General features: G+C 67.8%; 23 protein-coding genes. 13 read left to right on the forward strand and 10 right to left on the reverse strand.

What is annotated here, in order from left to right; all coding sequences use genetic code 11:
• Nucleotides 1-35 precede the first annotated feature (35 nt).
• Nucleotides 36-710: a dienelactone hydrolase family protein gene (locus tag K225_RS0102475; RefSeq protein ID WP_026434931.1), complete on the forward strand. Its 675-nt coding sequence runs from the start codon at nt 36-38 to the stop codon at nt 708-710.
• Here the strand turns inward: K225_RS0102475 and K225_RS0102480 are convergent.
• Nucleotides 696-1,316 (reverse strand): phosphoribosyltransferase, encoded by a 621-nt coding sequence (locus K225_RS0102480; protein ID WP_026434932.1) that lies wholly within the window; start codon nt 1,314-1,316, stop codon nt 696-698. The genes K225_RS0102475 and K225_RS0102480 overlap by 15 nt on opposite strands.
• A 19-nt stretch (nt 1,317-1,335) precedes the next feature.
• On the reverse strand, nt 1,336-1,902 hold the full coding sequence (locus K225_RS0102485; RefSeq protein WP_026434933.1) for a phosphoribosyltransferase family protein: 567 nt from the start codon (nt 1,900-1,902) through the stop codon (nt 1,336-1,338).
• Nucleotides 1,903-2,227: 325 nt separating this feature from the next.
• Between K225_RS0102485 and K225_RS0102490 the strand changes: the two genes are divergently transcribed.
• Complete coding sequence (locus K225_RS0102490; protein ID WP_026434934.1) at nt 2,228-2,434, forward strand: hypothetical protein; 207 nt, start codon at nt 2,228-2,230, stop codon at nt 2,432-2,434.
• 199 nt (nt 2,435-2,633) lie between these two features.
• Nucleotides 2,634-3,503 carry a ProQ/FINO family protein gene (locus K225_RS0102495; RefSeq protein WP_026434935.1) on the forward strand — a complete coding sequence of 290 codons (870 nt, stop codon included), beginning with the start codon at nt 2,634-2,636 and terminating at the stop codon, nt 3,501-3,503.
• 169 nt (nt 3,504-3,672) lie between these two features.
• On the opposite strand, the gene K225_RS0102500 is transcribed toward K225_RS0102495, so the two are convergent.
• The 3 genes from K225_RS0102500 to lplT all read right to left on the reverse strand — a co-directional run bounded on the left by K225_RS0102500 (nt 3,673) and on the right by lplT (nt 6,488).
• A complete protein-coding gene (locus K225_RS0102500) occupies nt 3,673-4,164 on the reverse strand; it encodes a glutathione peroxidase (RefSeq protein ID WP_026434936.1) in 492 nt (163 codons plus the stop codon).
• A 72-nt stretch (nt 4,165-4,236) separates the two neighbouring features.
• Nucleotides 4,237-5,127: a DMT family transporter gene (locus K225_RS0102505; protein ID WP_026434937.1), complete on the reverse strand. Its 891-nt coding sequence runs from the start codon at nt 5,125-5,127 to the stop codon at nt 4,237-4,239.
• Between the two features lie 56 nt (nt 5,128-5,183).
• The gene (lplT, locus tag K225_RS0102510) at nt 5,184-6,488 is read right to left on the reverse strand and encodes a lysophospholipid transporter LplT (RefSeq protein ID WP_026434938.1); all 1,305 of its coding nucleotides are present in this window, start codon (nt 6,486-6,488) and stop codon (nt 5,184-5,186) included.
• A 157-nt stretch (nt 6,489-6,645) separates the two neighbouring features.
• Between lplT and alr the strand changes: the two genes are divergently transcribed.
• The 3 genes from alr to K225_RS0102525 all read left to right on the forward strand — a co-directional run bounded on the left by alr (nt 6,646) and on the right by K225_RS0102525 (nt 10,472).
• Nucleotides 6,646-7,752, forward strand: a complete 1,107-nt coding sequence (gene alr, locus K225_RS0102515) for an alanine racemase (RefSeq protein WP_026434939.1) — start codon at nt 6,646-6,648, stop codon at nt 7,750-7,752.
• A gap of 93 nt (nt 7,753-7,845) precedes the next feature.
• Nucleotides 7,846-8,748, forward strand: coding sequence for a lytic transglycosylase domain-containing protein (locus K225_RS22745; protein ID WP_081679582.1), 903 nt, complete (start codon nt 7,846-7,848; stop codon nt 8,746-8,748).
• 143 nt (nt 8,749-8,891) lie between these two features.
• Nucleotides 8,892-10,472: an ABC transporter substrate-binding protein gene (locus K225_RS0102525; protein ID WP_026434941.1), complete on the forward strand. Its 1,581-nt coding sequence runs from the start codon at nt 8,892-8,894 to the stop codon at nt 10,470-10,472.
• Between the two features lie 60 nt (nt 10,473-10,532).
• On the opposite strand, the gene K225_RS0102530 is transcribed toward K225_RS0102525, so the two are convergent.
• Complete coding sequence (locus tag K225_RS0102530) at nt 10,533-11,144, reverse strand: glutathione S-transferase family protein (protein ID WP_026434942.1); 612 nt, start codon at nt 11,142-11,144, stop codon at nt 10,533-10,535.
• 216 nt (nt 11,145-11,360) lie between these two features.
• On the opposite strand from K225_RS0102530, the gene radA reads away from it, so the two are divergent.
• The 5 genes from radA (at nt 11,361) to K225_RS0102555 (ending at nt 15,600) form a co-directional block, all read left to right on the forward strand.
• A complete protein-coding gene (gene radA, locus K225_RS0102535) occupies nt 11,361-12,740 on the forward strand; it encodes a DNA repair protein RadA (protein ID WP_026434943.1) in 1,380 nt (459 codons plus the stop codon).
• A 58-nt stretch (nt 12,741-12,798) separates the two neighbouring features.
• On the forward strand, nt 12,799-13,233 hold the full coding sequence (locus tag K225_RS0102540) for a hypothetical protein (RefSeq protein ID WP_026434944.1): 435 nt from the start codon (nt 12,799-12,801) through the stop codon (nt 13,231-13,233).
• Nucleotides 13,234-13,274: 41 nt separating this feature from the next.
• Nucleotides 13,275-14,225, forward strand: coding sequence for a branched-chain amino acid transaminase (locus K225_RS0102545; RefSeq protein ID WP_026434945.1), 951 nt, complete (start codon nt 13,275-13,277; stop codon nt 14,223-14,225).
• Between the two features lie 2 nt (nt 14,226-14,227).
• Entirely contained in the window at nt 14,228-14,434 is a 207-nt protein-coding gene (locus tag K225_RS0102550) for a zinc-finger domain-containing protein (RefSeq protein WP_026434946.1), read from the forward strand.
• Nucleotides 14,435-14,511: 77 nt separating this feature from the next.
• The gene (locus tag K225_RS0102555) at nt 14,512-15,600 is read left to right on the forward strand and encodes a glycosyltransferase (RefSeq protein ID WP_026434947.1); all 1,089 of its coding nucleotides are present in this window, start codon (nt 14,512-14,514) and stop codon (nt 15,598-15,600) included.
• Between the two features lie 16 nt (nt 15,601-15,616).
• Here K225_RS0102555 and K225_RS0102560 read toward each other — a convergent pair whose 3' ends face one another.
• Nucleotides 15,617-16,339, reverse strand: a complete 723-nt coding sequence (locus tag K225_RS0102560; RefSeq protein WP_026434948.1) for a glycosyltransferase family 25 protein — start codon at nt 16,337-16,339, stop codon at nt 15,617-15,619.
• 56 nt (nt 16,340-16,395) lie between these two features.
• Between K225_RS0102560 and K225_RS0102565 the strand changes: the two genes are divergently transcribed.
• Nucleotides 16,396-17,670: an O-antigen ligase gene (locus K225_RS0102565; protein WP_034711601.1), complete on the forward strand. Its 1,275-nt coding sequence runs from the start codon at nt 16,396-16,398 to the stop codon at nt 17,668-17,670.
• A 31-nt stretch (nt 17,671-17,701) separates the two neighbouring features.
• Here the strand turns inward: K225_RS0102565 and K225_RS0102570 are convergent, their stop codons facing one another.
• Entirely contained in the window at nt 17,702-18,769 is a 1,068-nt protein-coding gene (locus K225_RS0102570; protein ID WP_238323170.1) for a nitronate monooxygenase family protein, read from the reverse strand.
• A gap of 71 nt (nt 18,770-18,840) precedes the next feature.
• Between K225_RS0102570 and K225_RS0102575 the strand changes: the two genes are divergently transcribed.
• Nucleotides 18,841-20,127 (forward strand): YbfB/YjiJ family MFS transporter, encoded by a 1,287-nt coding sequence (locus K225_RS0102575; protein WP_026434951.1) that lies wholly within the window; start codon nt 18,841-18,843, stop codon nt 20,125-20,127.
• Here K225_RS0102575 and K225_RS0102580 read toward each other — a convergent pair whose 3' ends face one another.
• Nucleotides 20,128-21,381, reverse strand: coding sequence for an ATP-binding protein (locus tag K225_RS0102580; protein ID WP_026434952.1), 1,254 nt, complete (start codon nt 21,379-21,381; stop codon nt 20,128-20,130). It lies immediately after the preceding gene.
• Between the two features lie 131 nt (nt 21,382-21,512).
• Entirely contained in the window at nt 21,513-22,232 is a 720-nt protein-coding gene (locus K225_RS0102585; RefSeq protein WP_026434953.1) for a response regulator transcription factor, read from the reverse strand.
• Between the last annotated feature and the right edge of the window lie 6 nt (nt 22,233-22,238).

The raw sequence follows: 22,238 nt of genomic DNA on the forward strand, positions 1-22,238 counted from the left end.
GATGTTCGATGACCCCTTGAGCGAGGTGCCATGCCATGCAATCCGCGACGCAACAACTGGTTCGCATTCCGGTGGACGGCGGCTTTATCGAGGGCGCATGGGAGAGCCCACCCGACAGCCAGGGTCTGGTGCTCTTTGCCCACGGCAGCGGCAGCAGCCGGCACAGTCCGCGCAATAACCATGTGGCACGGGTGTTGCGGGAACGGGGCATGGCCACCTTGCTGGTCGATCTGCTCACGCCCGAGGAAGACCGGGCTGAGGCCACGCGGTTTGATATTGCGCTTTTGACACAGCGCCTGCTGGATGTGACCGACTGGGCCAGGCGCCAGCCAGCGATGGCGTTGGTGCCCATGGGGTATTTTGGTGCGAGCACCGGTGCCGCCGCGGCCTTGCGTGCGGCCGCGGCGCTGGGGGGCGGCATACGGGCCGTGGTGTCCCGCGGCGGCCGCCCGGACCTGGCACCCGCCCGTGATCTTGCACGGGTGCGGTGTCCGACCTTGCTGTTGGTGGGCGCTTGCGATGAGGAGGTGCTGGCGCTCAACCGGCGCGCTGCCGCACACATGCCCGGGACCTCGGTCTTGACGGTCGTCCCCCATGCCACCCATCTCTTTGAGGAGCCGGGTGCGCTGGAGACCGTGGCCCAGCGGGCGGCGGACTGGTTCGCGCAGCATCTGCCGGCACCGGGGGTGCCGACTTCAAGCGCCCAGTAGCGCGATCACTTCCTCGTCGTCCACCTGCGGAAAGTGGCGGTAAAACTGGCCCACGGCCTGGAAGTGGGCCGGCGCATGCAGGCACACCACGTCGTCGGCCATGGGGCGGATTTTCTCCAGGGCCTGGGGCGATGCCACGGGAATGGCGCAAACCAGCCGCGCGGGCTGGCGCAGGCGCAGGCTGTGCAGCGCCGAAATCATGGTCGCGCCTGTGGCCAGGCCGTCATCCACGACGATCACCACGCGCCCGTGCGGATCGACCGAGGGATGGATTGGGGTGTACTGCACCCGGCGCGAGTGGATCGTGGCCATCTGCTTTTGCTTTTCTGCGGCGATGTAATCCTGGTCGGCTCCCACTGCCGCTGCGTAGGGCGCGATGTAGGTCCACCCGTTTTCCGCCACCGAGCCGATGGCCACTTCCGGCTCGAAGGGGGCGCGCAGCTTGCGCACCAGCACCACATCCAGGTCGCCACCGAGCTGTGCTGCAACGATCTTGCCGATGGGCACGGCGCCCCGCGGAATGGCCAGCACCAGGGGATGCTGGGCGCTGTAGGCTTTGAGGCGGTCTGCCAGCTGGTGGGCGGCGTCGTCGCGGTCTTTGAACATGGGGGTGCCTCGGGCGGTTTCAGCGCGGCCGATCGGGCTGCACGAGCTCAATGCGGAAATCGGGCTCGTAGGGGGGGACATGGCACTCGATGATGTCCGGCGGGGCAACGCCCAGGCGCACGCCCACCACATCGGCATGGAGGGGCAGGCGGGCGGTGACCCGGTCCACCAGGCAGGCCACACGGATGGCCGCGGGTTGCTTGCGTGCCAGATAGTCCACCACCTTCAGCAGCGAATGCCCGGTGTACAAGACGTCGTCCACGACCAGCACCGTGTGCCCGCGCAAATCCAGTGCCGCATGCTGTGCCTGCTCTGTCAGCTGGGTTTCCGGATGGAGCAGGGTGAGGTCGTCCGCATACCGCTTGACCTGCAGATCCAGCCGCAAGGGCTGCGGCAGGCCATACCGCTCCATCATCCGTGTGCACAGACGATCCGCCAGGGGGGCGCCCCGGCGCAGCACGCCAATCACCGCCACCTGGGGTGCTCCATCCAGCAGAGCGTGGGCCTGCCGAGCCATCCCGTCGATGACGGACAGCAACGCCTGTGTGCCGTACAGGACGGTTCGTGCGCCGGAGGGAGCCGTCATGGGAGCCGTCGCTTGGGGAGGCGGTCGTTGACGGCGGCCTTGAACCGGCCCGGCGAGGTCTGCGGGCCGCCATGCCGGGGCCTGGCGCAAAGGCCGGGTGGGGCATGGGTGAACCGGCCAGCCAGCCGGCCGCTGCAGAATATCCGTGAAGCCATGGTGTCTCCTCCGAGGATTGAACACGCGCGGGACAGAGCCCACTTTATGGGGCACCGCCGCGGGCGTCAATCCCGCGCCGCGTTGCGGTTTGCAACGCGGCTTCGCTTGCGGTACTGTCTGCGGCGTGGTCGAGGAAGCTTTGGCCTTGGGCCACCTACAGGAGATCTTCATGGCGATCCATCACAACCCGCGCGACAAGCAAGCGCCCCACACGGGCAAGGTCGAGAACGACACCAACAAGGTGGGCGAGCAGGACCCCACCCAGATCAACCAGGGCAAGCGCACGCCCGAAAGCCGCAGCGACCGCGAATCGCATGTGGGCGGCAGCAACCAGTCGCAATCGCGGCGAGACCCGCCGGGAAACAGCAACCGTTAGGGAGGGCCATCCTTTCCGGGGTGCGCCTTGCCTGTGCACGGTGGCCCGCGCTCATGCGGCGCATAGCGGGGCTGTTTTCGGGGCCACCTGCGGCACGCATTCCCTTGTCTTGAATGGGCTGTTGCTGCGCGGATCGGAAGGGCCTTGGCGCCAACACTGGCATGATCGAGGGTTTTGTTGCCCTCCGACCCGCTACGCCATGACCGACAACGTGCCAGAACAAGACCCCACAGCGGCGCCCGCCGCCCCGGTAGCCGCTGCCAGTGCCCCGCAGGCATTGCAGCAGCCCGAGACTGGCGGCAGTGCTCCGGCAGCCACAGCCGAGGCCGCTGCTGCGGCGGATGCCCAGCGCGGCCATCGTCCCCCCCGGGGTGGGCGTGGTGGCCGCAACAGCGGCCGTGATCGCTCCCGTGCCCAGGGTCAGGCGCCGGCAGGCCCGCAGGCACCGTCGCCGTCGCGCACGCCACCGCGCACCCACCCGGCGCTGGAGCAGCTGGCGGGGCTCTATCCCCATCTGTTTGGTGCGGTGTTCTTGCCGCTCAAGCGCGGCATCTTTCAGGATCTGCTCGAAGCCCATCCCGAACTGTTCGAGCGCGACGCCCTCAAGGTGGCACTGGCCATCCACACCCGCTCCACCCGCTACCTGCAAAGCGTGGCCGCCGGTGAAAGGCGCCACGACCTGGCGGGCCAGCCCGTCGAGGACATGGCCCCCGAGCATGTGCACCATGCGCTGCTGGAGGTGTTCCGCCGCCGCAAGGCCCGGGCGGGTGAAGATGTTTTGCCCAAGCTGCGCAAGCGCATGATCCAGGCGTTCGAGGCCTCGGGCCTCACGCGCGAGGCCTACACCGAACTGGTCACCGGCCGCGATGAGGTGGCCAATGCCATCCTGCAAGAAGCCTTCGCCGAATGGGCTGCCCGCAATGCCAAGGACGAAGCCCTGCTGCGCGCCTTCGAGGCCAGCGGCCAGACGCTGGAGGCCTTTGCCGACATGTACGGCATGGACCCGCGCCAGACCGGCCAGATGCTGGAGCGCGCGCGCCGCCAGCGCCCGTCTGCAGCGGCAGACTGATCGTGGCGTTCCGGGGATGGCCTGCATAACTCCCCGCGGTCGGTGGTGGCGCGCCTCGGGCGGTCCACCGTGCTGCTTTTCTTGCCCATAGCCGGGCGGTTGGAGGCAAAAAGACGCCTGGTGGCCCATCCCGATCCGCACGACCCCCGGCTCGCGCGGGTTATGCAGGTCATCCCTGGGCGGCCAGCGCCGCCTCGATGTCGCCCGCCAGCTTTTGGGGCGCATCCTGCGGCGCATAGCGGCGGATCACGCGGCCATCCCGGCCCACGAGGAACTTCGTGAAGTTCCACTTGATGGCCTTGCTGCCCAGCAGGCCCGGGGCTGCGGCGGTGAGCCACTGGTACAGCGGCGAGGCCTGGGCGCCATTCACATCGATCTTGGCCATCATCGGAAAGCTCACGCCGTAGTTGCGCTGGCAGAAGCGGGCGATCTCGTCGTTGCTGCCGGGGTCCTGGTGCCCGAACTGGTTGCAAGGAAACCCCAGTACCACCAGGCCCTTGTCGCCGTATTGCTGATGCAGCGCTTGCAGCCCGCCGAACTGCGGCGTGAAGCCGCAGGCGCTGGCCGTGTTGACGATCAGCAAGACCTTGCCCTCGAACTGCCGCAATGGCACGGCAGGGCCGCTCATGGGCTGGACTTCCAAGTCATACAGGCTGGACATGGGCAACTCCTTGGGGAAGAACCTTTTCAAACGGCCCATGGTAGCGACTGGCGCCGGGTGTTGCCCCGGCAGTCAGGTGCTGGCCTGGCGCCGGGGTGGCGAAGTCGCCAGCAGCGCCGCCAGTAGGATCAGCGCGCCGCCCAGCAGGGTGCGCGGTGCCAGCGTGGCAGAGGTCAGCAGGGCCGACGATACGCTGGCAAACACGACCTCCGACAGCATCACCAGCGCCGTGGTGCCCGCGGCCAGCCGGGCGGCGCCGTACTGCAGGGCGTAATTGCCCAGCACAAAGGCCAGAGCCAGCGCGAGCGCCAGCAGCACCCAGGCCAGCGCCGGAGCGGGCAGGGCGGGCACGGCCCCCGTTGCCAGCCCCAGCGCGGCACTGGCGCTGGCCAGCAGGGCACCGCCGCCAAACATGGCCAGCATGCGCGCATCGCCGGGCACGGCATGCAGGTGCCGCAGCGTGACGTTGGTGAGGGCAAAGCAGAAGCCACCAGCCAGCGCCAGCAGGTCGGCGCCCGAGAGGTGGGCCGCCAGCCTGCCCCACGATGCACCGGCCGGCACCAGTACCAGCGCCACGCCCGCAAAGGCCAGCAGCAGCCGCACCAGTGCCATGCCCGTGGGGCGCTCGCCCAGCAGCTTCCAGGCCAGCAACACCGACCAGGCGGGCATCAGGTAGAACAGCAGCACCACGCGCACCACGTCGCCCACCGTCACGGCCCAGTTGAAGGCCACGTTGGTCAGGCCCGAGCTCAGCGCCAGCAGCCACAGGGCGGGGTGCTGCCGCGCGTTGTGCAGCACCTGCTGCCGGGCCAGCAGCAGGCAGGCCAGGGCCAGCGTGTACATCAGCGCCGTGGCCCACAGCGGGTGCAGCCCGGCGGCGTGCAGCTGCCGAAAGGGCCACCACGAGACGCCCCACACAAAGGCGTTGAGCACCAGGGCCAGTATCGGGAAAATGGTAGGCATCAAAAGCGCGTTGGGCGCTTATGTGTCAAGCGCCAATAGCTATTCAGCAAATAGCATCAATGGTGGGTGTCCTGCCGCGCGATGTGCAGCAGGTGGCTCAGTTCCTCGCCATGGTTGCGGCAGTTGCGGGCATGCCAGCGCCGGATGATCCACATGATGCCGGCCACCACCACGCCAAACACGACGATGGCGCCGAAGACCGACAACCCCAGCTTGAGCGACAGGCTGTAGAAAGCGCCCAGGCCGAGGATGCAGGCCTGTTCGTTGAAGTTCTGCACTGCAATCGAGCGCCCCGCGCCCATGAGGTTGTGCCCCCGGTGCTGCAGCAGGGCGTTCATGGGGACGACCAGAAAGCCGCCCAGCCCGCCCAGCAGGATCAGGAAGGGAATGGCCACCCAGATGTTGTGGATGAACACCATCAGGATCAGCAGCAGCCCCATGGCGATGCCCAGCGGAATCACGCGGGTGGCCATGTCCAGGCGCATGCGCATCGAGGCCACCACGGCGCCCACGGCGGTGCCGATGGCCACCACGCCGGTCAGGGCCGAGGCCTGCGTGGTGTTGTAGCCCAGGGCCACGCCGGCCCAGGCCAGCACGATGAACTTGAGGTTGCCGCCGGCACCCCAGAACAGGGTCGTGGTGGACAGCGAGATCTGCCCGAGCTTGTCGCGCCACAGGCGGTTGTTGCAGGCCCAGAAATCGGGCAGCAGGGCCAGGGTGCTGGATACCAGGCCGCGCTGCGGGTCCTGGCGCAGCGGGCGCATCTCCACGCCCGTGTGCGGGATGCGCGTGTTGAACCACGCGGCCAGGGCATACACCACGATGAGTGCGGCAATGGCCGCTTCGGCAGCGGTATCGACGCCGGTATCGAGCATGGGAATGTCGATGGACAGCAGCGCTGCCGACAGCTGCTGCCCCACCAGCTGCCCGCCCAGCAGTACCCCGAGGATGATGGAGGCGATGGTCAGCCCCTCGATCCAGCCGTTGGCCTTGACCAGCTGCGAGGCCGGCAGCAGCTCGGTGAGGATGCCGTACTTGGCGGGCGAATAGGCCGCTGCGCCCAGCCCCACCACGGCATAGGCAATCAGGGGATGGGAGCCGAACAGCATCATCAGGCAGCCGGCGATCTTGATGGCATTGCTGACAAACATCACCTTGCCCTTGGGCAAGGCATCGGCAAACGCGCCCACGAAAGGCGCCAGCACCACATAGAACAGGGCAAACATGGGCACCAGCGCGGCGCGTTGCCACTCGGGGGCGCCCCCTGTGCGCAGAAGTTCGACGGCGGCCACGAAGAGTGCGTTGTCGGCGAGCGAGCTGAAAAACTGCGCCGACATGATGGTGTAGAAACCGCGCTTCATCGAATGGCAGGTGGGTGCATCAGCGGCGCTGATGTACTGTTAATTGTGAGTAACCGTAGCAGGAGATCGACGGTTATATCACGCGGATAAACGGCTGCAGTGCCAGAATCCTGCTGGTATTCCCCGGTAGATTCCCCCGTCCCAACTGGTCCTTTCCATGCCCCGTCCCATTGCCGCCGTCATCCACACCGCTGCCCTGCACAACAACCTCGCGCGCGTGCGCCAGTCGGTGCCCGACGCCAGGGTCTGGGCCGTGGTCAAGGCCAATGCCTATGGCCACGGCATCGAGCGTGTGTTCGAGGGCCTGCGCGGCGCCGACGGCTTTGCCCTGCTCGACCTGGCCGAGGCCGAGCGCGTGCGCCACCTGGGCTGGCGCGGCCCCATCCTGCTGCTGGAGGGCGTGTTCGAGCCGCGCGACCTGGAGCTGTGCTCGCGCCTGTCGCTGTGGCACGCCGTGCACTGCGACGAGCAGATCGACATGCTGGCCGCCCACAAGACGCAGGTGCCGCACCGCGTGTTCCTCAAGCTGAACTCGGGCATGAACCGCCTGGGCTTCACGCCGCAGCGCTACCGCAGCGCCTGGGCACGCCTGAATGCGCTGCCGCAGGTGGACGAGATCTCGTTCATGACCCATTTCAGCGATGCCGACGGCGTGCGGGGCATTGCGCACCAGATGGCGGCGTTCAACGCGGCCACGCAGGACCTGCCCGGTGAGCGCAGCCTGTGCAACAGTGCCGCCGCGCTGCGCCATGCCAGCGACGCCCAGGTGCGGGGCGACTGGGTGCGCGCCGGCATCGTGCTGTACGGCAGCGCGCCCGACCACCCCGAGCACCAGGCGGCGCAGTGGGACCTGCAGCCCACCATGACGCTGGCCACCCGCATCATCGGCACGCAGCAGCTGCAGGCGGGCGATACCGTGGGCTACGGCTCGCGCTTCACGGCAGAGGGACCGCTCACCATCGGCGTGGCGGCCTGCGGCTATGCCGACGGCTACCCGCGCCATTGCGACACCGGCACGCCCGTGCTGGTGAACGGCGTGCGCACGCGCCTGGTCGGCCGCGTCAGCATGGACATGGTCACCGTGGACCTGAACCCCGTCATGGCAGCGGGCGTGGAGGCCGGTTTTGGCAGCGAAGTCACGCTGTGGGGGCGGGCGGGCAACGGCACGGTCCTGCCCATCGACGAGGTGGCGCAGGCCGCCGGCACCGTGGGCTACGAGCTGATGTGCGCACTGGCGCCGCGCGTGCCCGTGGCGGTGGACTGACGGTCCACAGCACACTCTCGGGGGGTGGCTATTGGCCGTCCTGCGTCGGCACAGGACGTGACGAAGGGCGCAAAGACGCGCATACTGAAAACCATGCGTGCCAGCCTGTCGATCCTTGCGCCGCTAGCGGTGGTGTCGTTGTGCACCTGGGGTGCGGGCGCGGCGCGGGCGCAGGCCGGTGAATCCGACGCCAACCGGGCGGCCAGCCTGCGCCAGGAGGCCATCGCCTACGAACATGGCGAAGGCGTGGCGCGCGACCCGTTGCGGGCCGTTGCACTCTATTGCGCGAGCGCGCGGTTGGGCGACATGCTGGCCCAATACAACCTCGGATGGATGTACGCCCACGGGCGCGGTGTGGTGCGCGACGATGGGGCGGCCGCCTTTTTCTTCCAGGCCGCCGCCGAGCAGGGCCTGGACGTGGCAGCGCGCATGCTGCAGGTGGTGGGCGGCGCCACGGACGAAGTGCCCGAATGCCTGCGGCCGCCACCGCCCGCCCCGGTCCAGGTGGCCCAGCCTGGCGTCAACTACCAGCGGGTCGCGCCGCGCAAGATCGTGGAGCTGGTGCTCAGGATGGCGCCGCAATACCAGGTCGAGCCGCAGCTGGCGCTGGCCATCATGGCCGCCGAGTCGAACTTCAACACCCAGGCGCTGTCGCCCAAAAACGCGCAGGGCCTGATGCAGCTGATTCCCGCAACGAGCGAGCGCTTCAACGTCAAGAACCCGTATGACCCGGCGCAGAACATCCGTGGGGGCCTGACCTACCTGCGCTGGCTGCTGGCCTACTTCGAAGGCGACGTGGCGCTGGTGGCCGCGGCCTACAACGCCGGCGAGGGCAAGGTCGAGCGCTACCGCGGCGTGCCGCCCTACCTGGAGACGCGTGCCTACGTGCAACGCATCCTGAAAGCCGTCGGAGCCACCGCGCACCCGTTCGATCGCAGCGTGGCGCAGCCCTCGCCGGCGCTGGAGCGCATCCGGCAGGCGCTGCGGCGCCAGTAGGCTGGGCGCTGCTGGCGCAGGCGCCTTGTCGACGGTTTTCAGGGTGCCGACCCCACGGCGCACATGGATACAACCACCAAATCGTTCCGGTGGCGCCTACCCTGGGTCACATTAGGGTTTTGTTTTCTGAGAGGCACAAGCCCATGCAATTCAAACCCTTGCTCCTTGCCGCCACGCTGGCTGCCAGCCTGCCCCTGACCGCGCAGGCCACGACCTTCCGCTGGGCACGTGCCGTGGATGTGTCGTCGTGGGACGTGCATGCCCAGAACGTGGGCGTGAACAACGCGCTGCACGCGGCCGTGTACGACACGCTGGTCGAATACAACAGCAAGACCTTCAAGCCCGAGCCCGCGCTGGCCACCGAATGGAAGCCGATGAGTCCCACCCAGCTGCGCCTGAGCCTGCGCAAGGGCGTGAAGTTCAGCGACGGCAGCGAGTTCACGGCCGACGATGCCAAGTTCTCGCTCGAGCGCGCCAAGTCGAAAAGCTCCAACTACGCGGTCTATGCCCAGGGCATCGACCGGGTGGAAAAGGTCAACAGCCACACCATCGACATCTTCTCGGACGTGCCCAACCCGGTGCTGGTGAACCAGCTGACCGAGTTGCGCATGCTCAGCAAGGCCTGGGCCGAGAAGAACAAGTCGGTTGAGCCCAAGGACATCAAGAACAAGGACGAAACCTTTGCCCACCGCAACGCGCTGGGCACGGGGCCGTTCGTGCTCCAATCGTGGACGCCGGACCAGCGCGTGGTGCTTGCGCCCAACCCGCACTGGTGGGGCAAGGGCAAGTTCGCCACCAACGTGACCGAGGTGGTCTACACCCCCATCAAGTCCGATGCCACGCGCACGGCGGCGCTGCTGTCGGGCGAGATCGACTTCATCATCGACCCCAGCCTGCAGGATCTGGCGCGGGTGCGCCAGACGCAGGGCCTGAAGGTGCTGGAAGGCGCCGAATACCGCACCATCTTTCTGGGCATGGACCAGTTCCGCAGCGAATTGCCAGGCTCGAACGTCAAGGGCCAGAACCCGCTCAAGGATGTGCGTGTGCGCAAGGCCCTGTACCAGGCGATCGACATCAACGCCATCCAGCGCGTGGTATTGCGCGGCCTGGCCCAGCCCACGGGCGCGTTGATTGCCCACCAGGTCAACGGCTGGACGCCCAAGGCCGATGTGCGCTGGCCCTTCGATGCCAAGGCAGCGCAGAAGCTGCTGGCCGATGCGGGCTACCCGAACGGTTTCGAGGTGGACTTTGCCTGCAGCGCAGGCCGCTACATCAACGACGAACAGCTGTGCCAGGCCATCACGGCGCAGTGGGCCAAGGTCGGCGTGAAGGCCAAGCTGCGCTCGCTGCCGTTTGCCACCTATTTCCCCATGATCCAGCGCAACGAGGCCAGCATCTACCTGCTGGGCTGGGGCGTGCCCACGTTCGATGCGTTCTATTCGCTGCAGTCGCTGGTCCGCTCGCCGGGCGCCGGGGGCGACGGCAACTTCAACCTGGGCCGTTTCAGCAGCCCGCAGCAGGATGCGCTGATCGAGCGCATCAAGAAAGAAACCGATCCGGCCACACGCAATGGCCTGATCGAAAAGGCCCTGGTGCAGGACCACGAGCTCATTTCGCACATCCCGCTGTACAACCAGGTGATCCCGTGGGCCGCCACGCAGAAGGTGGAGCTGCCGCACCGCGCGGACAACCGCATTGACTGGCGCGCGCTCAAGGTCAACTGACCGGGCCGGCAACGCCGAAAGCCCCGCCACCCGCCCGGTGCCGGGGTTTTTTTGTGCCGTTTATGCCAGCGCGCGTTGCACGGCGGGGCGCTCGGCCATGCGGCGCCGGTGGTCGGCCACCTTGGGGAACTGCGCCACGTCCACGCCGTCGCTGCGCAGCCAGCCGGACACGGTGAACAGGTAGGCGTCGGCGACGGAATATTGTTCGCCCAGCACCCAGGGGCCTTGCAGGTAATGGTGTTCGATCACGCCAAAGCACTCCGCCATGTTCTGCGGCACCTTGCGCTGCATGGCCTCGATGGCGTGGGCGTCATCGGCCCAGCGGCTGGCGCGGGGGCGGTGGGCGTGGGCCACATGCACGGTGGAGGCCAGGTAGTTGTTGAACTCCTGCATGCGCGCGAAGGCAAACGGGTCCAGCGGCGCCAGCTGCGCCTGCGCAAAGCGTTGCGCCACATAGGCCAGCAAGGCCGGGGTTTCGGTCAGCACGCCGTGCTCGGTCACCAGCGCGGGCACGCGGCCCTTGGGGTTGATGGCCAGGTACTCGGGGCTGCGTTGCTGCTGGGTGGTGAAGTCGAGACGAACCAGCTCGTGGCCTGCCTGCGCCTCGTGCAAGGCAATGTGAACGGCCAGGGCGCAGGTGCCGGGGGCGAAGTAAAGCGTGGGTGCGGACATGGTGGAGGTTGAAAAGGTGGCGGGGTGCAGGCTCCGCAGTGCTGAGCGCCGGGGGCGTCGACATGCGCGCTAGTATTGCGGGCCCGAGTCGCCATCGTAAGGGGTTTGGTCCTTGGACGCGGGCGCATGGTTTCTTGGCCCCTGAAGGAGCGGTAACGGCCGCTGGCGCGCTGCTGGCCGCTATAGTGGCCAGCCGCTTTGCAAGATCCCGCTCCCATGGCCAAAGACAAAACCCTTTTCACCTGCACCGAATGTGGCGGCACCAGCCCGCGCTGGCTGGGCAAGTGCCCATCCTGCGGCGCCTGGAACACCCTGATCGAATCGGTGGCGGAGGCGGGACCGGGCAAGAACCGCTACAGCGGCGCGCAGTTTGCCGGGCTGGCGCAGGCGCAGGCCGTCATGCCGCTGGCGGCCATCGAGGCCACGGACATCGCGCGCACGCCCAGCGGTATCGACGAACTGGACCGGGTGCTGGGCGGGGGCATCGTGGAAGGTGGCGTGGTGCTGATCGGGGGCGACCCGGGCATCGGCAAGTCCACGCTGCTGTTGCAGGCGCTGGATGCGCTGCAGCGCACGGGGCTGCCCACCCTGTATGTGACCGGCGAGGAAAGCGGTGCCCAGGTGGCGCTGCGTTCGCGCCGGCTGGGACTGGACCACAGCCAGGTGAATGTGCTGGCCGAGATCCAGCTGGAGAAAATCCTGGCCACCATCGAATCGATGCAGCCGGCCGTGGCCGTGATCGACTCGATCCAGACGGTGTATTCCGACCAGCTCACCTCGGCACCCGGCTCGGTGGCCCAGGTGCGCGAGTGCGCGGCGCACCTCACGCGGGCCGCCAAGGCGTCGGGCGTGGCGGTGGTGCTGGTGGGCCATGTCACCAAGGAGGGCGCGCTGGCCGGCCCGCGCGTGCTGGAGCACATGGTGGACACGGTGCTGTACTTCGAGGGCGACACGCACAGCCAGTTCCGGCTGGTGCGGGCCATCAAGAACCGCTTTGGCGCCGTCAACGAGATCGGCGTGTTCGCCATGACCGAAAAGGGCCTCAAGGGCGTCAGCAACCCCAGTGCCATCTTCCTGAGCCAGCACAGCGAGCCGGTGCCGGGCAGCTGCGTGATGGTCACGCTCGAAGGCACGCGACCCTTGCTGGTCGAGATCCAGGCCCTGGTGGACAGCGGCGGGCCCAGTCCGCGGCGCCTTTCCGTGGGGCTCGACAAGGATCGCCTGGCCATGCTGCTGGCCGTGCTGCACCGCCATGCCGGTGTGGCCTGCATGGACCAGGATGTGTTTGTGAACGCCGTGGGCGGCGTGCGCATCAGCGAGCCCGCCGCCGATCTGGCCGTGATGCTGGCCATCACCTCCAGCCTGCGCGGCAAGGCCTTGCCGCAGGGGTTCATCGCCTTTGGCGAGGTCGGGCTGGCGGGCGAGGTACGCCCCGCGCCCCGCGGGCAGGAGCGCCTGCGCGAGGCGGCCAAGCTGGGCTTCAGCGTGGCGGTGGTGCCCAAGGCCAATGCCCCCAAGAAACCGATCGAAGGCCTGACCATCCACGCCGTGGAGCGGGTCGAGGAGGCCATGAACGTGGTGCGCGGCATTGCTTGACCTGTGCATACGCACTCCCCACAGTGCTGGGCGAGCGGCGTCGTAAGACAATGGGGCCATGAATTTTCGAAATATCCTGGTGCCCGTGGGGCTGGTGATTGTGGTGGTGGCGGGCTTTCGGTCCTATGGCTGGATGGGCGTCGCGGCCGTCGGCGGGGGTGTCCTCATGTGGGCCCTGCTGCATTTCACGCGGCTCATGAATGTCATGCGCAAGGCGGCCGACCGCCCCATCGGATATGTCGGCAGTGCCGTCATGCTCAATGCCAAACTGCAGGTGGGGGTGAACCTGATGCATGTGGTGGCCATGACGCGTTCGCTGGGGGTGCTGCAGTCGCCCGAAAACGAACAACCCGAGGTCTACCGCTGGACCGATGGCACCCAATCGCATGTGACCTGCGAGTTCCACGGTGGCAAGCTGGTGAAATGGACGCTGGAACGCCCTGTGGCGCCTGCGGATGCGCCAGAAGGCGATGCGGGATCTGCCGCCCCGTAAAATTGGCTCTTTTGCGACACCCAGCAACCCAAAGGACACCCATGAGCCCCGTAGTTCCCTCGATGGCCGACCGTGACGGCAAGATCTGGATGGACGGCCAGATGGTCGACTGGCGCGATGCCAAGATCCATGTACTGACCCATACCCTGCATTACGGCTGCGGCGCCTTCGAAGGCGTGCGGGCCTACAACACGGCCGCTGGGACGGCCATCTTCCGCCTGCAGGACCATACCGAGCGCCTGTTCAACAGCGCCAAGATCCTGCGCATGAAGATCCCTTTCACCCAGGACCAGGTGAACGCAGCCCAATGCGCCGTGGTGCGTGAGAACCAGCTGGAGTCGTGCTACCTGCGCCCCCTGACCTGGATCGGCGACAAGAAGCTGGGCGTCTCGCCCAAGGGCAACGACATCCACCTGATGGTGGCCGCCTGGGCCTGGGGTGCCTACCTGGGTGAAGACGGCATGGCCCGGGGTATCCGCGTCAAGACCAGCAGCTACTCGCGCCACCACGTCAACATCACCATGAGCCAGGCCAAGGCGGTGAGCAACTACACCAATTCCATCCTGGCCAACACCGAAGCCACCGATGATGGTTACGACGAAGCCCTGCTGCTGGATACCTCGGGTTTTGTGTCCGAAGGTTCGGGCGAGAACGTGTTCATCGTCAAGGACGGCGTGGTCTATACCCCCGACCTGTCGGCCGGTGCGCTCAAGGGCATCACGCGCGACACCGTCATGCACATCTGCAAGGACCTGGGCCTGGAACTGGTGCAAAAGCGCATCACGCGCGACGAGGTGTATATCGCCGACGAAGCCTTCTTCACCGGCACGGCCGCCGAAGTGACGCCCATCCGTGAACTCGATCGCATCGAGATCGGAAAAGACGACTATGTGGGCCGCCGCGGCCCCATCACCGAGAAGATCCAGAGCGCGTTCTTTGACATCGTCAATGGCCGCAATCCCCAATATGCCCACTGGCTCACCAAGGTCTGACCATGTCGCAAGCAGCCATTGAACTTCTGGCCAAAGACCTGAACGCCCAGGGCGGCGTGTTCTGTCCCAACCCCAAGGCCGACATGAAACTCTGGAGCAGCCACCCCAGGGTGTACCTGGACGTGGCCCATGCCGGCGAAGCCAAATGCCCGTATTGCGGCACGGTGTACCGGCTGAAGGCCGGCGAGGTGTTCGCGGGCGGGCATTGATCGGGCCTTTGTCGGCCGAATGGCACCAGGCATGGCCTCGATCAGGCCGGCTTTGGTGCTTTTTTCTTGGGTGAATCATGCGCATCCTGCATTTCGTCACAGGCGGGTTTTCCGGTGCCACGCAAGTGGCCATCGATCTGTGCCTGGCCGCCCGGCAGACCCCGGGCACCGAAGTGCTGCTGGTGCTGCGGCGCAAGCGCACCACACACATGGGCCGGGTTCAGGCGCTGCGCGACCAGGGGCTGGAGGTCCGCATCGTGTCGAACTGGCTGCATGTGCTGACGGTCTGGGAGCTGCGCAAGATCATTCGTGCATGGCGCCCCGATGTGCTGTTTGCGCACGGTTTCAGCGACCATATCTGGGGCCGTCAGGCCGCCCGGGCCGAGGGCGTGGCGCGGATCTTTCATGTCGAGCACAACTCGCGCGAGCGCTACACCCCGCGCCGTCTGGCCCAGGCCCTGGCCTTGGCTCCGTGTACCGAGGCCAGCATTGGCGTCTCGGAAGGGGTGCGCAGCAGTCTGATTGCGCACGGTTTCCCGCCGGACAAATGCATTGCCATCCCGAACGGCATCGCGCTGGAGCGCTTTCCAGAACACCTGATGCGGCCGTGGGCTGAACGCGACGCCGCGATCCTGATGGCATCGCGTTTCGCGCGCCAGAAGGACCATGCGACCCTGATCCGGGCGCTGGCCTGGCTGAAGCAGCGGGGCCTGATGCCCACGCTGTACCTGGCTGGCGGTGGCAAGAAGCGCCTGCTGAAGCAGGCGCGGCAACTGGCCCAGGCACTGGGCGTGCAGGCCCAGGTGCAGTTTCTGGGCAATGTGGGTGATTTGCACCAGCGCTTGGCGGCAACCCAGATCTTTGTGCTGTCCACGCACTGGGAAGGCATGCCGCTGGCCTTGGTGGAGGGCATGGCCGCCGGTTGTGCCTGCGTGGCATCGGATGTGATCGGTGTGCGCGAGGTGCTCAGCGATGGCCTGACCGGCCGTCTGGTGCCCGAGTCTGATGCTGGCGCCTTGGGACAGGTTCTCGCGCAATTGTTGCGGCAGCCGGAGATGGCGGCCCAACTGGGACAGGCCGCGCGGCGCAAGGCGTTGTCCTCCTATGGCCGTTCGCATATGTGGGCGCAGTACCAGGCGCTTCTGGCGCAGGGCGGGCATTCGTAACCCGTCCTGGCGCGTGTCAGCGGTGCAAGGCGTTGCCCAGAGTCAGGCGCAGCTTCATCAGCAGCTTGCGTCGGCGTTGCGACAGCGTGAGCCGGTCGCGTTGCTCCCAAATGCTGCTGACTTCACTGGTGTCATCCAGCGCCATGACGGAGGGGTAGACCCCGGCGACCCGCAGGTCGTTTTCGAACCAGAAACGGAAATCCACATCCACCGGGCGACCGAATGGCAGGCGGGATGCCAGCAACTTCTGGGCGCCGGCACGGGTGATCACATAGCCTGCCGCAAAGCTGGGGATGCGCTGGTACGTGATCAAGGAATGGGTGGTGAACAGAGGGAATTTGTTGCAAATTTTTTCCTGATCCCGGCTGTACAGTTTGATCATGTCCCAGCCAGTCGTTCGTTGGGCCAGGGCTTCCAAGGCCGGGATAATGTCCGGCAGCAGCTTGACGTCGTCCTCGAAAATTGCCATGGCCGGTGCGGCGCTGTCCAGCAACGCCTGCCAAGCCTTGATATGGCTGCAATAACAGCCCTTCTCGCCATTGGCCAGGGCCTTGAAGTATTGCGTCTGGTTCAGCGTCTCGCTGTAGTACTGGTTTTGCTCCTCTCGCGCCAGGTCTGGCCACCAGACGGCTGGCAACCGCTGGGCAGCCAGCTGGAGGTGGTTGAACTGGGCTTGCATGCGCTGTCTGCGTTCAACATCTTTGTCGAGGTTGATGTAGAGGATGGGAAAAGGTGCCATGGTGCGGAAAGCGGGCTTTGCGGCATTGCGCGCAGTGTTTTGGAACGAAAGGTGTGATGAGAAAAGATACGGTCAATCTGTACCAGCGCATCGTCGGATGCGGAATGAGCATTTCGTGCTTTGTTTTTTTTGCATTGTCGCTGGCCGTGCCTTCCGGGTACTCTTATGGCGCAGCAGCTTGTGTCATTTTCGCGCTGGCGGGCGTGGGGTTGTGCCGCCACAAGACCTGGGCGACCGAGTTGAAAGCCCTGTGCGCCGTGATGGTGCTCATGGGGTTGATCTGGGGGTTGTCGTTTGACGGCTGGTGGTCGTGGACCGGTTCGGACTATCTGCTCAAGTACTGGCTGGCCGCGTTGTGCCTCGGTGTTGCCTACCAGGTCGGCGTGCATGCAGGCAGCGCCGTGTGGGGTTGCGCGCTGGGTGCTGCGGGGGCTTTAGGTATTGCCGCCTATCAATCCCTTGTCTTGGGGTGGAGCAAGGCCATGGGGCATACCAATGCCATCCAATATGGCGGAATCGCCATGTACCTTGGGATCGCCACCTGGGCCATGGCTTCGTTTGGCGCCTGGCCGCGCAGGCAGTTTCTGCTGTTGTGGCTGTTGGGCGGGTGCGGGGTACTGGCGTCTTTGCTGTCCGGATCACGGGGTGCATGGGTTGTGGCTCCCCTGCTGATGGCGGTGGTGCTGGGCCTGATGTGGCGCCACGGCCAAGGTCGGCGGGCCATGTGGACGGCCGTTGGTGCCGCCCTGTGTGTTGCGGCCATGGTGATTCCCGCAGCGGGCAAGTTCGGGGCGCGCGTGGACCAGGCCATGGCGGAGGTTCCGTTGTATTGGACCCACCCGCAGCAGGGCGCGACAACCTCGGCCGGTCAGCGCCTGGAGCAGTGGCGCCTGGCCTTGCACATGGGCGCGCAGCGTCCGCTGACGGGCTGGGGCGTGAGCGGCGTGGTCGTGCAAAAGCAGAAGATGGTCGCGGCGGGGTTGGCGCATCCGTCGGTCCTGGAGTATGGGCATGCGCACAATGAGATCTTGGACATGTGGGCCAAGCGCGGCCTGATCGGCGTGGCCGTGCTGCTGGCCTTCTATGCGATTCCGCTGGCCGTGATGTGGCCGACTCGCACCCGGCTGGCCCGGGCGCTGCCAGCGCAGCGGCCCTCGCTGCTGGCTGTGCGCGTGGCGGCCTCCCTGCTGCCCATCGCCTACTTCGGCTTTGGCTGGACGCAGGTTTTCTTGGCACACAACAGCGGCAATATTTTCTATACCTTCAGCTTGGTGGCGTTCGTGGGCTGTATCCGTTGGCTGGAGCAGCCGCGGGGAGGACGGTCCGGATGAGCGCGTCCAGATCGTTCTGAAGGTCAGGCCCTCAACCCAGCAGCGCCCGCGCCTGCGCATCCATGCGCTGAACCAGCGCACCCGCCGCCGGCAGGTCGTGGATGAGCCCGACAGCCTCTCCCGCCGTGGCGTGCGCGACCTCAAAGTTGCCGCTGCGCACGCCCTCGTCGTAGGCGGCCCGTGCCGCCCCGGGGTCGGCGCGCAGGGCGTCGATGCGATCTTCCCACTGCCGGTGCAGCGCGTTGCGCAGGGCACGGAAATCGTAGGGTGCAGGCCAGTTCTTGCGGCGCAGGATGTCGAAGATGGCCGTGCGCGCCGTGCCGTCGCCGTCGGTGGCGACGGCCATGTCCTTGGCGCCTTGCGGGGCGAGGCTTTCCTGCGTGGCCCACAGGCGTGAGCCCACGAGCGCCCCATCGGCGCCCAGCACCAGGGCTGCCGCGAGCGTGCGCCCGTCGGCAATGCCACCGGCGGCCAGCAGCAGGGTGGCGGGTGAATGGGCGGACAGCCAGTCGGCCAGCTCGGGCACAAAGGCCATGGTGGAGCGGCCATTGAGCGCGTTCATGCCGTGGCCCCCGGCCTCCGCTCCCTGCGCCACGATCACCTGCGCACCGGCCTCGATGGCCTGCGGGACCTGGTCCATGCGCTGCACCTGGCAAATGAGCGCGGCGCCGCTGTCGGCAATGCGGCGCGCATAGGGGCGTGGGTCGCCAAACGACAGCATCAGCGCCCGGGGGCGCTGGCCGGGCGGCCGGTCCAGCACCCAGTCGAGGGCCGAGGCGTCTTCGTCGAGCTTCCAGGTGATGAAGCCGCAGCCAATGCGGCCGGTATCCGCAGCTTGCAGCGCCAGCTGGTATTCGCGCTGTGTCCAGGCCAGGTCGCCATAGCCGCCGCCGACCAGCCCCAGCGCCCCGGCGCGGGCGCAGGCGCTCGCCAAGGCTCCGCCCGAGGCCAGCGCCATGGGCGCCAGTGCGACGGGAGTGGTCAGGCCGAAGCGGGTGCAAAAGCGGGAGTTGGTGAAGGTGTGCATGCGGGCATTGTCCATGGGTGAATGCTTGGCGTCCATCGGGTCCATGGCGCCAATGCGCGGGCGTGTGCGCATGCGCCACCCTCCGCGCAGGGACCGTGCGGCGCTGAGCGTAGGATAAAGAAAACAGACATGGAAACCACGCTATGGAACCACAGGCCACCGCCCACCCCGGCACCACACCCGCTGCAACGCCCTGGGCCGACCGACCCCACACGGTGGCGCTGGCGGGCATGCTGGCGCTGGCCGTGGCCATGGGCGTGGGACGCTTTGCGTTCACACCACTGCTGCCCATGATGCTGCACGATGGCGTGCTCACGCTCGCCGAAGGCAGCTGGCTGGCCACGGCCAACTACGTGGGTTACCTGGTGGGCGCCCTGGCCTGCATGGCGCTGCCCTGGCTGGCGCCCGGGTTCTACGCACGCTGGCACCCGGCGCGGCTGGCGCGCGCGGGGCTGGTGGTCACGGTGCTGCTCACACTGGCCATGGCGCTGCCGATGCCCGCCAGCTGGCCGGCGCTGCGTTGGGTGGCGGGGGCGGCCAGCGCCGTGGTACTGCTCAACGTGGCGGCCTGGTGCATGGTGCGCCTGGCGGTGCTGGGCCGGCCGGCCATGGGCGGGCTGATCTTCTGCGGGCCGGGCGTGGGCATCGTGCTCACGGGGCTGGCGGCCAGCGCCATGGTGGCCGGGCAGTGGCGGGCGGCTTCGGGCTGGGTGGTGTTCGGCCTGTTGTCGGTGCTGTTGTGCGTGGGGGTCTGGCCCGTGGTGCGGGGTCGGGCGGCCCAGGTCCGGGCCACGGACCCTGCAAGAGGGGCGCCGCCGGCTGCGGCGCGGGCGCAGGGCGGCGGTACGGCGGTGGCGCGGGCCGTGCATGCGCTGGCCTATGGTCTGGCGGGGCTGGGCTACATCGTCACCGCCACCTTTCTGCCCGTCATCGCGCGTGCCGCGCTGCCGCCGGGGGCACCCTGGCCGGACCTGTTCTGGCCGGTGTTCGGTGCTGGCGTGGCGATTGGCGCGGCGCTGAGCACGCGGACTCCCCCGGCCTGGGACCGGCGCTGGCTGCTGCTGGCCGCCTATGCGCTGCAGGCCCTGGGCATTGCGCTGGGGCTGGTCTGGCCCACGCCCGCCGGCTTTGCGCTCAGCAGTCTGTGCGTGGGCCTGCCGTTCACGGCCATCACCTTCTACGGCCTGCAGGAGGCGCGGCGCCTGTGGCCCGCTTCGGCCGACAGTTTTGCCAGCCTGGTGACGGCCGTCTACGGCCTGGGCCAGATCGCCGGGCCGCCCCTGGTGGCCTGGCTGATTGCGCAGGGCGATCCGGGCCGGGGCTTTGCGCGCGGCCTGGCGCTGGCGGCGGCGGCGCTGGTGGTCGGAGCGGTGATGTATGGACTGTCGGCCTGGCGCTGGCCACTGCCGCCACATCGGATGGTGCGCTGATCAGCGTGGCGCAGGCGCCGTTGCCGCCGCAGCTGCCAGCGGCAGCGACAGCACAAAACATGCGCCACTGGTGCCGTCGGGTCGATCGTCGCACCGCACCGAGCCGTTGTGCCGCTCGGCAATCGAGCGCACCAGGGCCAGCCCCAGGCCCACGCCGCCGGCACGTTCGCTGGCACCCGGCAGGCGGTAAAAGGGCTCGAAGATGCGTTCGCGCAAGGCGGGGGGAACGCCGGGCCCCTGGTCGAGCACGCTGAAGCGCGCCTGGCCGTTGTGCCGCTGCACCACCACCGTGATGGTGCCCTGGCTGTAGCGGCGTGCGTTTTCCAGCAGGTTGCGCAGCGCGCGGCGCAGCAGCTTGGCCACGCCGCGCACTTGCAGCGCATCGGCGCTGGCGCTGACATCCAGGTCGGCATCGACCCGCGCGCATTCCTCGGCGGCCAGTCCGATCAGGTCCACCAGCTCCACGGTGCCCACATCGGCCTCGCGCGCGTCCAGCCGGCTGGACAGCAGGATTTCATCGACCAGCTGGTCGAGCTCGGCGATGTTGCGCAGGATTTCTTCGCGGAACGCGGGTGAGGGCTGCTGCCCGCCCATCAGCTCCAGGCCCATGCGGATGCGCGTGAGCGGCGAGCGCAGCTCGTGCGAGGCATTGGCCAGCAGCGACTTGTGGGTCTTGACCAGGGCCTCGATGCGGGCGGCGGCGGCATTGAACTGGCGCGCCAGGTGGGCCACCTCGTCCTGCCCCTGCTCGGGCACACGCACCGACAGGTCGCCCTCGCCAAAACGCTGCACGCTGCGCTGCAGGGTCTCCAGCCGCTGCAGCAGGCGGCGGATGATGGGAAACACCCCCACGGCCACGGCCAGGCCCACCAGGCCCAGCATCCACAGGAAGCCGAACGGTGGCCGGGTCCAGAAGGCGGCGTCGGCGCGGCGGTTGGGCCCGGGGTGATTGCCCCGGTCGCCGCGCGGCGCCAGCTGCAGGCGGTAGGTGCTGCCGTCGGCGCTGTCAATGGACAGTTCCAGGCCCTCGCCCGGCGGCCCGGGCACGCGCGTGGCGAGCCCGGCGACCAGCGTGTGGCCCTCGCTGTCGCGCAGCACCACTTCGCGGGCGGGCGGCGCCACGGGCAGTGCGTTCTGCTCGGCGGCAATGCGCCAGGCCCAGCCCACGGCCAGGGTGAGCACGGCCACGCCGCCGACCACGGCCAGCCAGATGCGCAGGTACAGACGGCGGGAAAAGAGATCAAACACCGCCATGCCCCACACCCGTGGACTGCGGCCCGCGCAAGGGGCGCCACCGAGGCCAGTGCCACCGTGGAACTGGCTTTGCCAGGCCACCGGTGGCGTCCCCCTGGGGGGAAGGCGCGAAGCGACTCAGGGGGGACATCTCAGTCTTGCTGCTTGGCAAATACGTAGCCCACGCCGCGCACCGTCAGGATGCGGCGCGGGTTCTTGGCGTCCACCTCGATGGCCGCGCGGATGCGGCCCATGTGCACGTCGATCGAGCGGTCAAACGCCTCCAGTTCGCGGCCGCGCACGGCCTCCATGATCTGGTCGCGCGTGAGCACGCGGCCGGCGCGCTCGGCCAGGGCCACCAGCAGGTCGAACTGGTAGGAGGTGAGATCGGCCGCTGCACCTGCCACCGTCACGCTGCGGGCATCGCGGTCGATTTCGAGCGAGCCGAAGCGCAGGGTCTGCGCGGCCGGCGCGCTGGCGCCGTCGGTGCGCCGGCGCAATATGGCGCGGATGCGGGCCAGCAGCTCGCGCGGTTCAAACGGCTTGGGCAGGTAGTCGTCGGCGCCCAGCTCCAGGCCGATGATGCGGTCCATGGGGTCGCCCTTGGCGGTGAGCATGAGCACCGGCACCTGGGCGGCGGGCCCCTGCAGCGCGCGGATGCGGCGGCAGACATCCAGGCCGTCCATGTCGGGCAGCATCAGGTCGAGGATGACCAGGTCGGGCAGGGGGCCCGCGCCTTCGCCCTGCAACTGCGCCAGGCCGCTGGCGCCGTCGGCGCGGTGCGTGACATGCAGGCCCGACTGGCCCAGGTATTCGCCCACCATCTGGGCCAGGCGGGCGTCGTCTTCGATCATCAGCAGGTGCGAGCTCATCGGGGC

Source organism: Acidovorax sp. JHL-9 (assembly GCF_000426205.1).
GTDB lineage: Bacteria > Pseudomonadota > Gammaproteobacteria > Burkholderiales > Burkholderiaceae_C > Acidovorax > Acidovorax soli.

Excerpts from the sequence above, each read along its gene's own strand:
- K225_RS0102475 (WP_026434931.1), top strand. The coding sequence starts at position 36 with ATGCAATCCGCGACGCAACAACTGGTTCGCATTCCGGTGGACGGCGGC.
- K225_RS0102480 (WP_026434932.1), bottom strand. The coding sequence starts at position 1,316 with ATGTTCAAAGACCGCGACGACGCCGCCCACCAGCTGGCAGACCGCCTC.
- K225_RS0102485 (WP_026434933.1), bottom strand. The coding sequence starts at position 1,902 with ATGACGGCTCCCTCCGGCGCACGAACCGTCCTGTACGGCACACAGGCG.
- K225_RS0102490 (WP_026434934.1), top strand. The coding sequence starts at position 2,228 with ATGGCGATCCATCACAACCCGCGCGACAAGCAAGCGCCCCACACGGGC.
- K225_RS0102495 (WP_026434935.1), top strand. The coding sequence starts at position 2,634 with ATGACCGACAACGTGCCAGAACAAGACCCCACAGCGGCGCCCGCCGCC.
- K225_RS0102500 (WP_026434936.1), bottom strand. The coding sequence starts at position 4,164 with ATGTCCAGCCTGTATGACTTGGAAGTCCAGCCCATGAGCGGCCCTGCC.
- K225_RS0102505 (WP_026434937.1), bottom strand. The coding sequence starts at position 5,127 with ATGCCTACCATTTTCCCGATACTGGCCCTGGTGCTCAACGCCTTTGTG.
- lplT (WP_026434938.1), bottom strand. The coding sequence starts at position 6,488 with ATGAAGCGCGGTTTCTACACCATCATGTCGGCGCAGTTTTTCAGCTCG.
- alr (WP_026434939.1), top strand. The coding sequence starts at position 6,646 with ATGCCCCGTCCCATTGCCGCCGTCATCCACACCGCTGCCCTGCACAAC.
- K225_RS22745 (WP_081679582.1), top strand. The coding sequence starts at position 7,846 with ATGCGTGCCAGCCTGTCGATCCTTGCGCCGCTAGCGGTGGTGTCGTTG.
- K225_RS0102525 (WP_026434941.1), top strand. The coding sequence starts at position 8,892 with ATGCAATTCAAACCCTTGCTCCTTGCCGCCACGCTGGCTGCCAGCCTG.
- K225_RS0102530 (WP_026434942.1), bottom strand. The coding sequence starts at position 11,144 with ATGTCCGCACCCACGCTTTACTTCGCCCCCGGCACCTGCGCCCTGGCC.
- radA (WP_026434943.1), top strand. The coding sequence starts at position 11,361 with ATGGCCAAAGACAAAACCCTTTTCACCTGCACCGAATGTGGCGGCACC.
- K225_RS0102540 (WP_026434944.1), top strand. The coding sequence starts at position 12,799 with ATGAATTTTCGAAATATCCTGGTGCCCGTGGGGCTGGTGATTGTGGTG.
- K225_RS0102545 (WP_026434945.1), top strand. The coding sequence starts at position 13,275 with ATGAGCCCCGTAGTTCCCTCGATGGCCGACCGTGACGGCAAGATCTGG.
- K225_RS0102550 (WP_026434946.1), top strand. The coding sequence starts at position 14,228 with ATGTCGCAAGCAGCCATTGAACTTCTGGCCAAAGACCTGAACGCCCAG.
- K225_RS0102555 (WP_026434947.1), top strand. The coding sequence starts at position 14,512 with ATGCGCATCCTGCATTTCGTCACAGGCGGGTTTTCCGGTGCCACGCAA.
- K225_RS0102560 (WP_026434948.1), bottom strand. The coding sequence starts at position 16,339 with ATGGCACCTTTTCCCATCCTCTACATCAACCTCGACAAAGATGTTGAA.
- K225_RS0102565 (WP_034711601.1), top strand. The coding sequence starts at position 16,396 with ATGAGAAAAGATACGGTCAATCTGTACCAGCGCATCGTCGGATGCGGA.
- K225_RS0102570 (WP_238323170.1), bottom strand. The coding sequence starts at position 18,769 with ATGCGCACACGCCCGCGCATTGGCGCCATGGACCCGATGGACGCCAAG.
- K225_RS0102575 (WP_026434951.1), top strand. The coding sequence starts at position 18,841 with ATGGAACCACAGGCCACCGCCCACCCCGGCACCACACCCGCTGCAACG.
- K225_RS0102580 (WP_026434952.1), bottom strand. The coding sequence starts at position 21,381 with ATGGCGGTGTTTGATCTCTTTTCCCGCCGTCTGTACCTGCGCATCTGG.
- K225_RS0102585 (WP_026434953.1), bottom strand. The coding sequence starts at position 22,232 with ATGAGCTCGCACCTGCTGATGATCGAAGACGACGCCCGCCTGGCCCAG.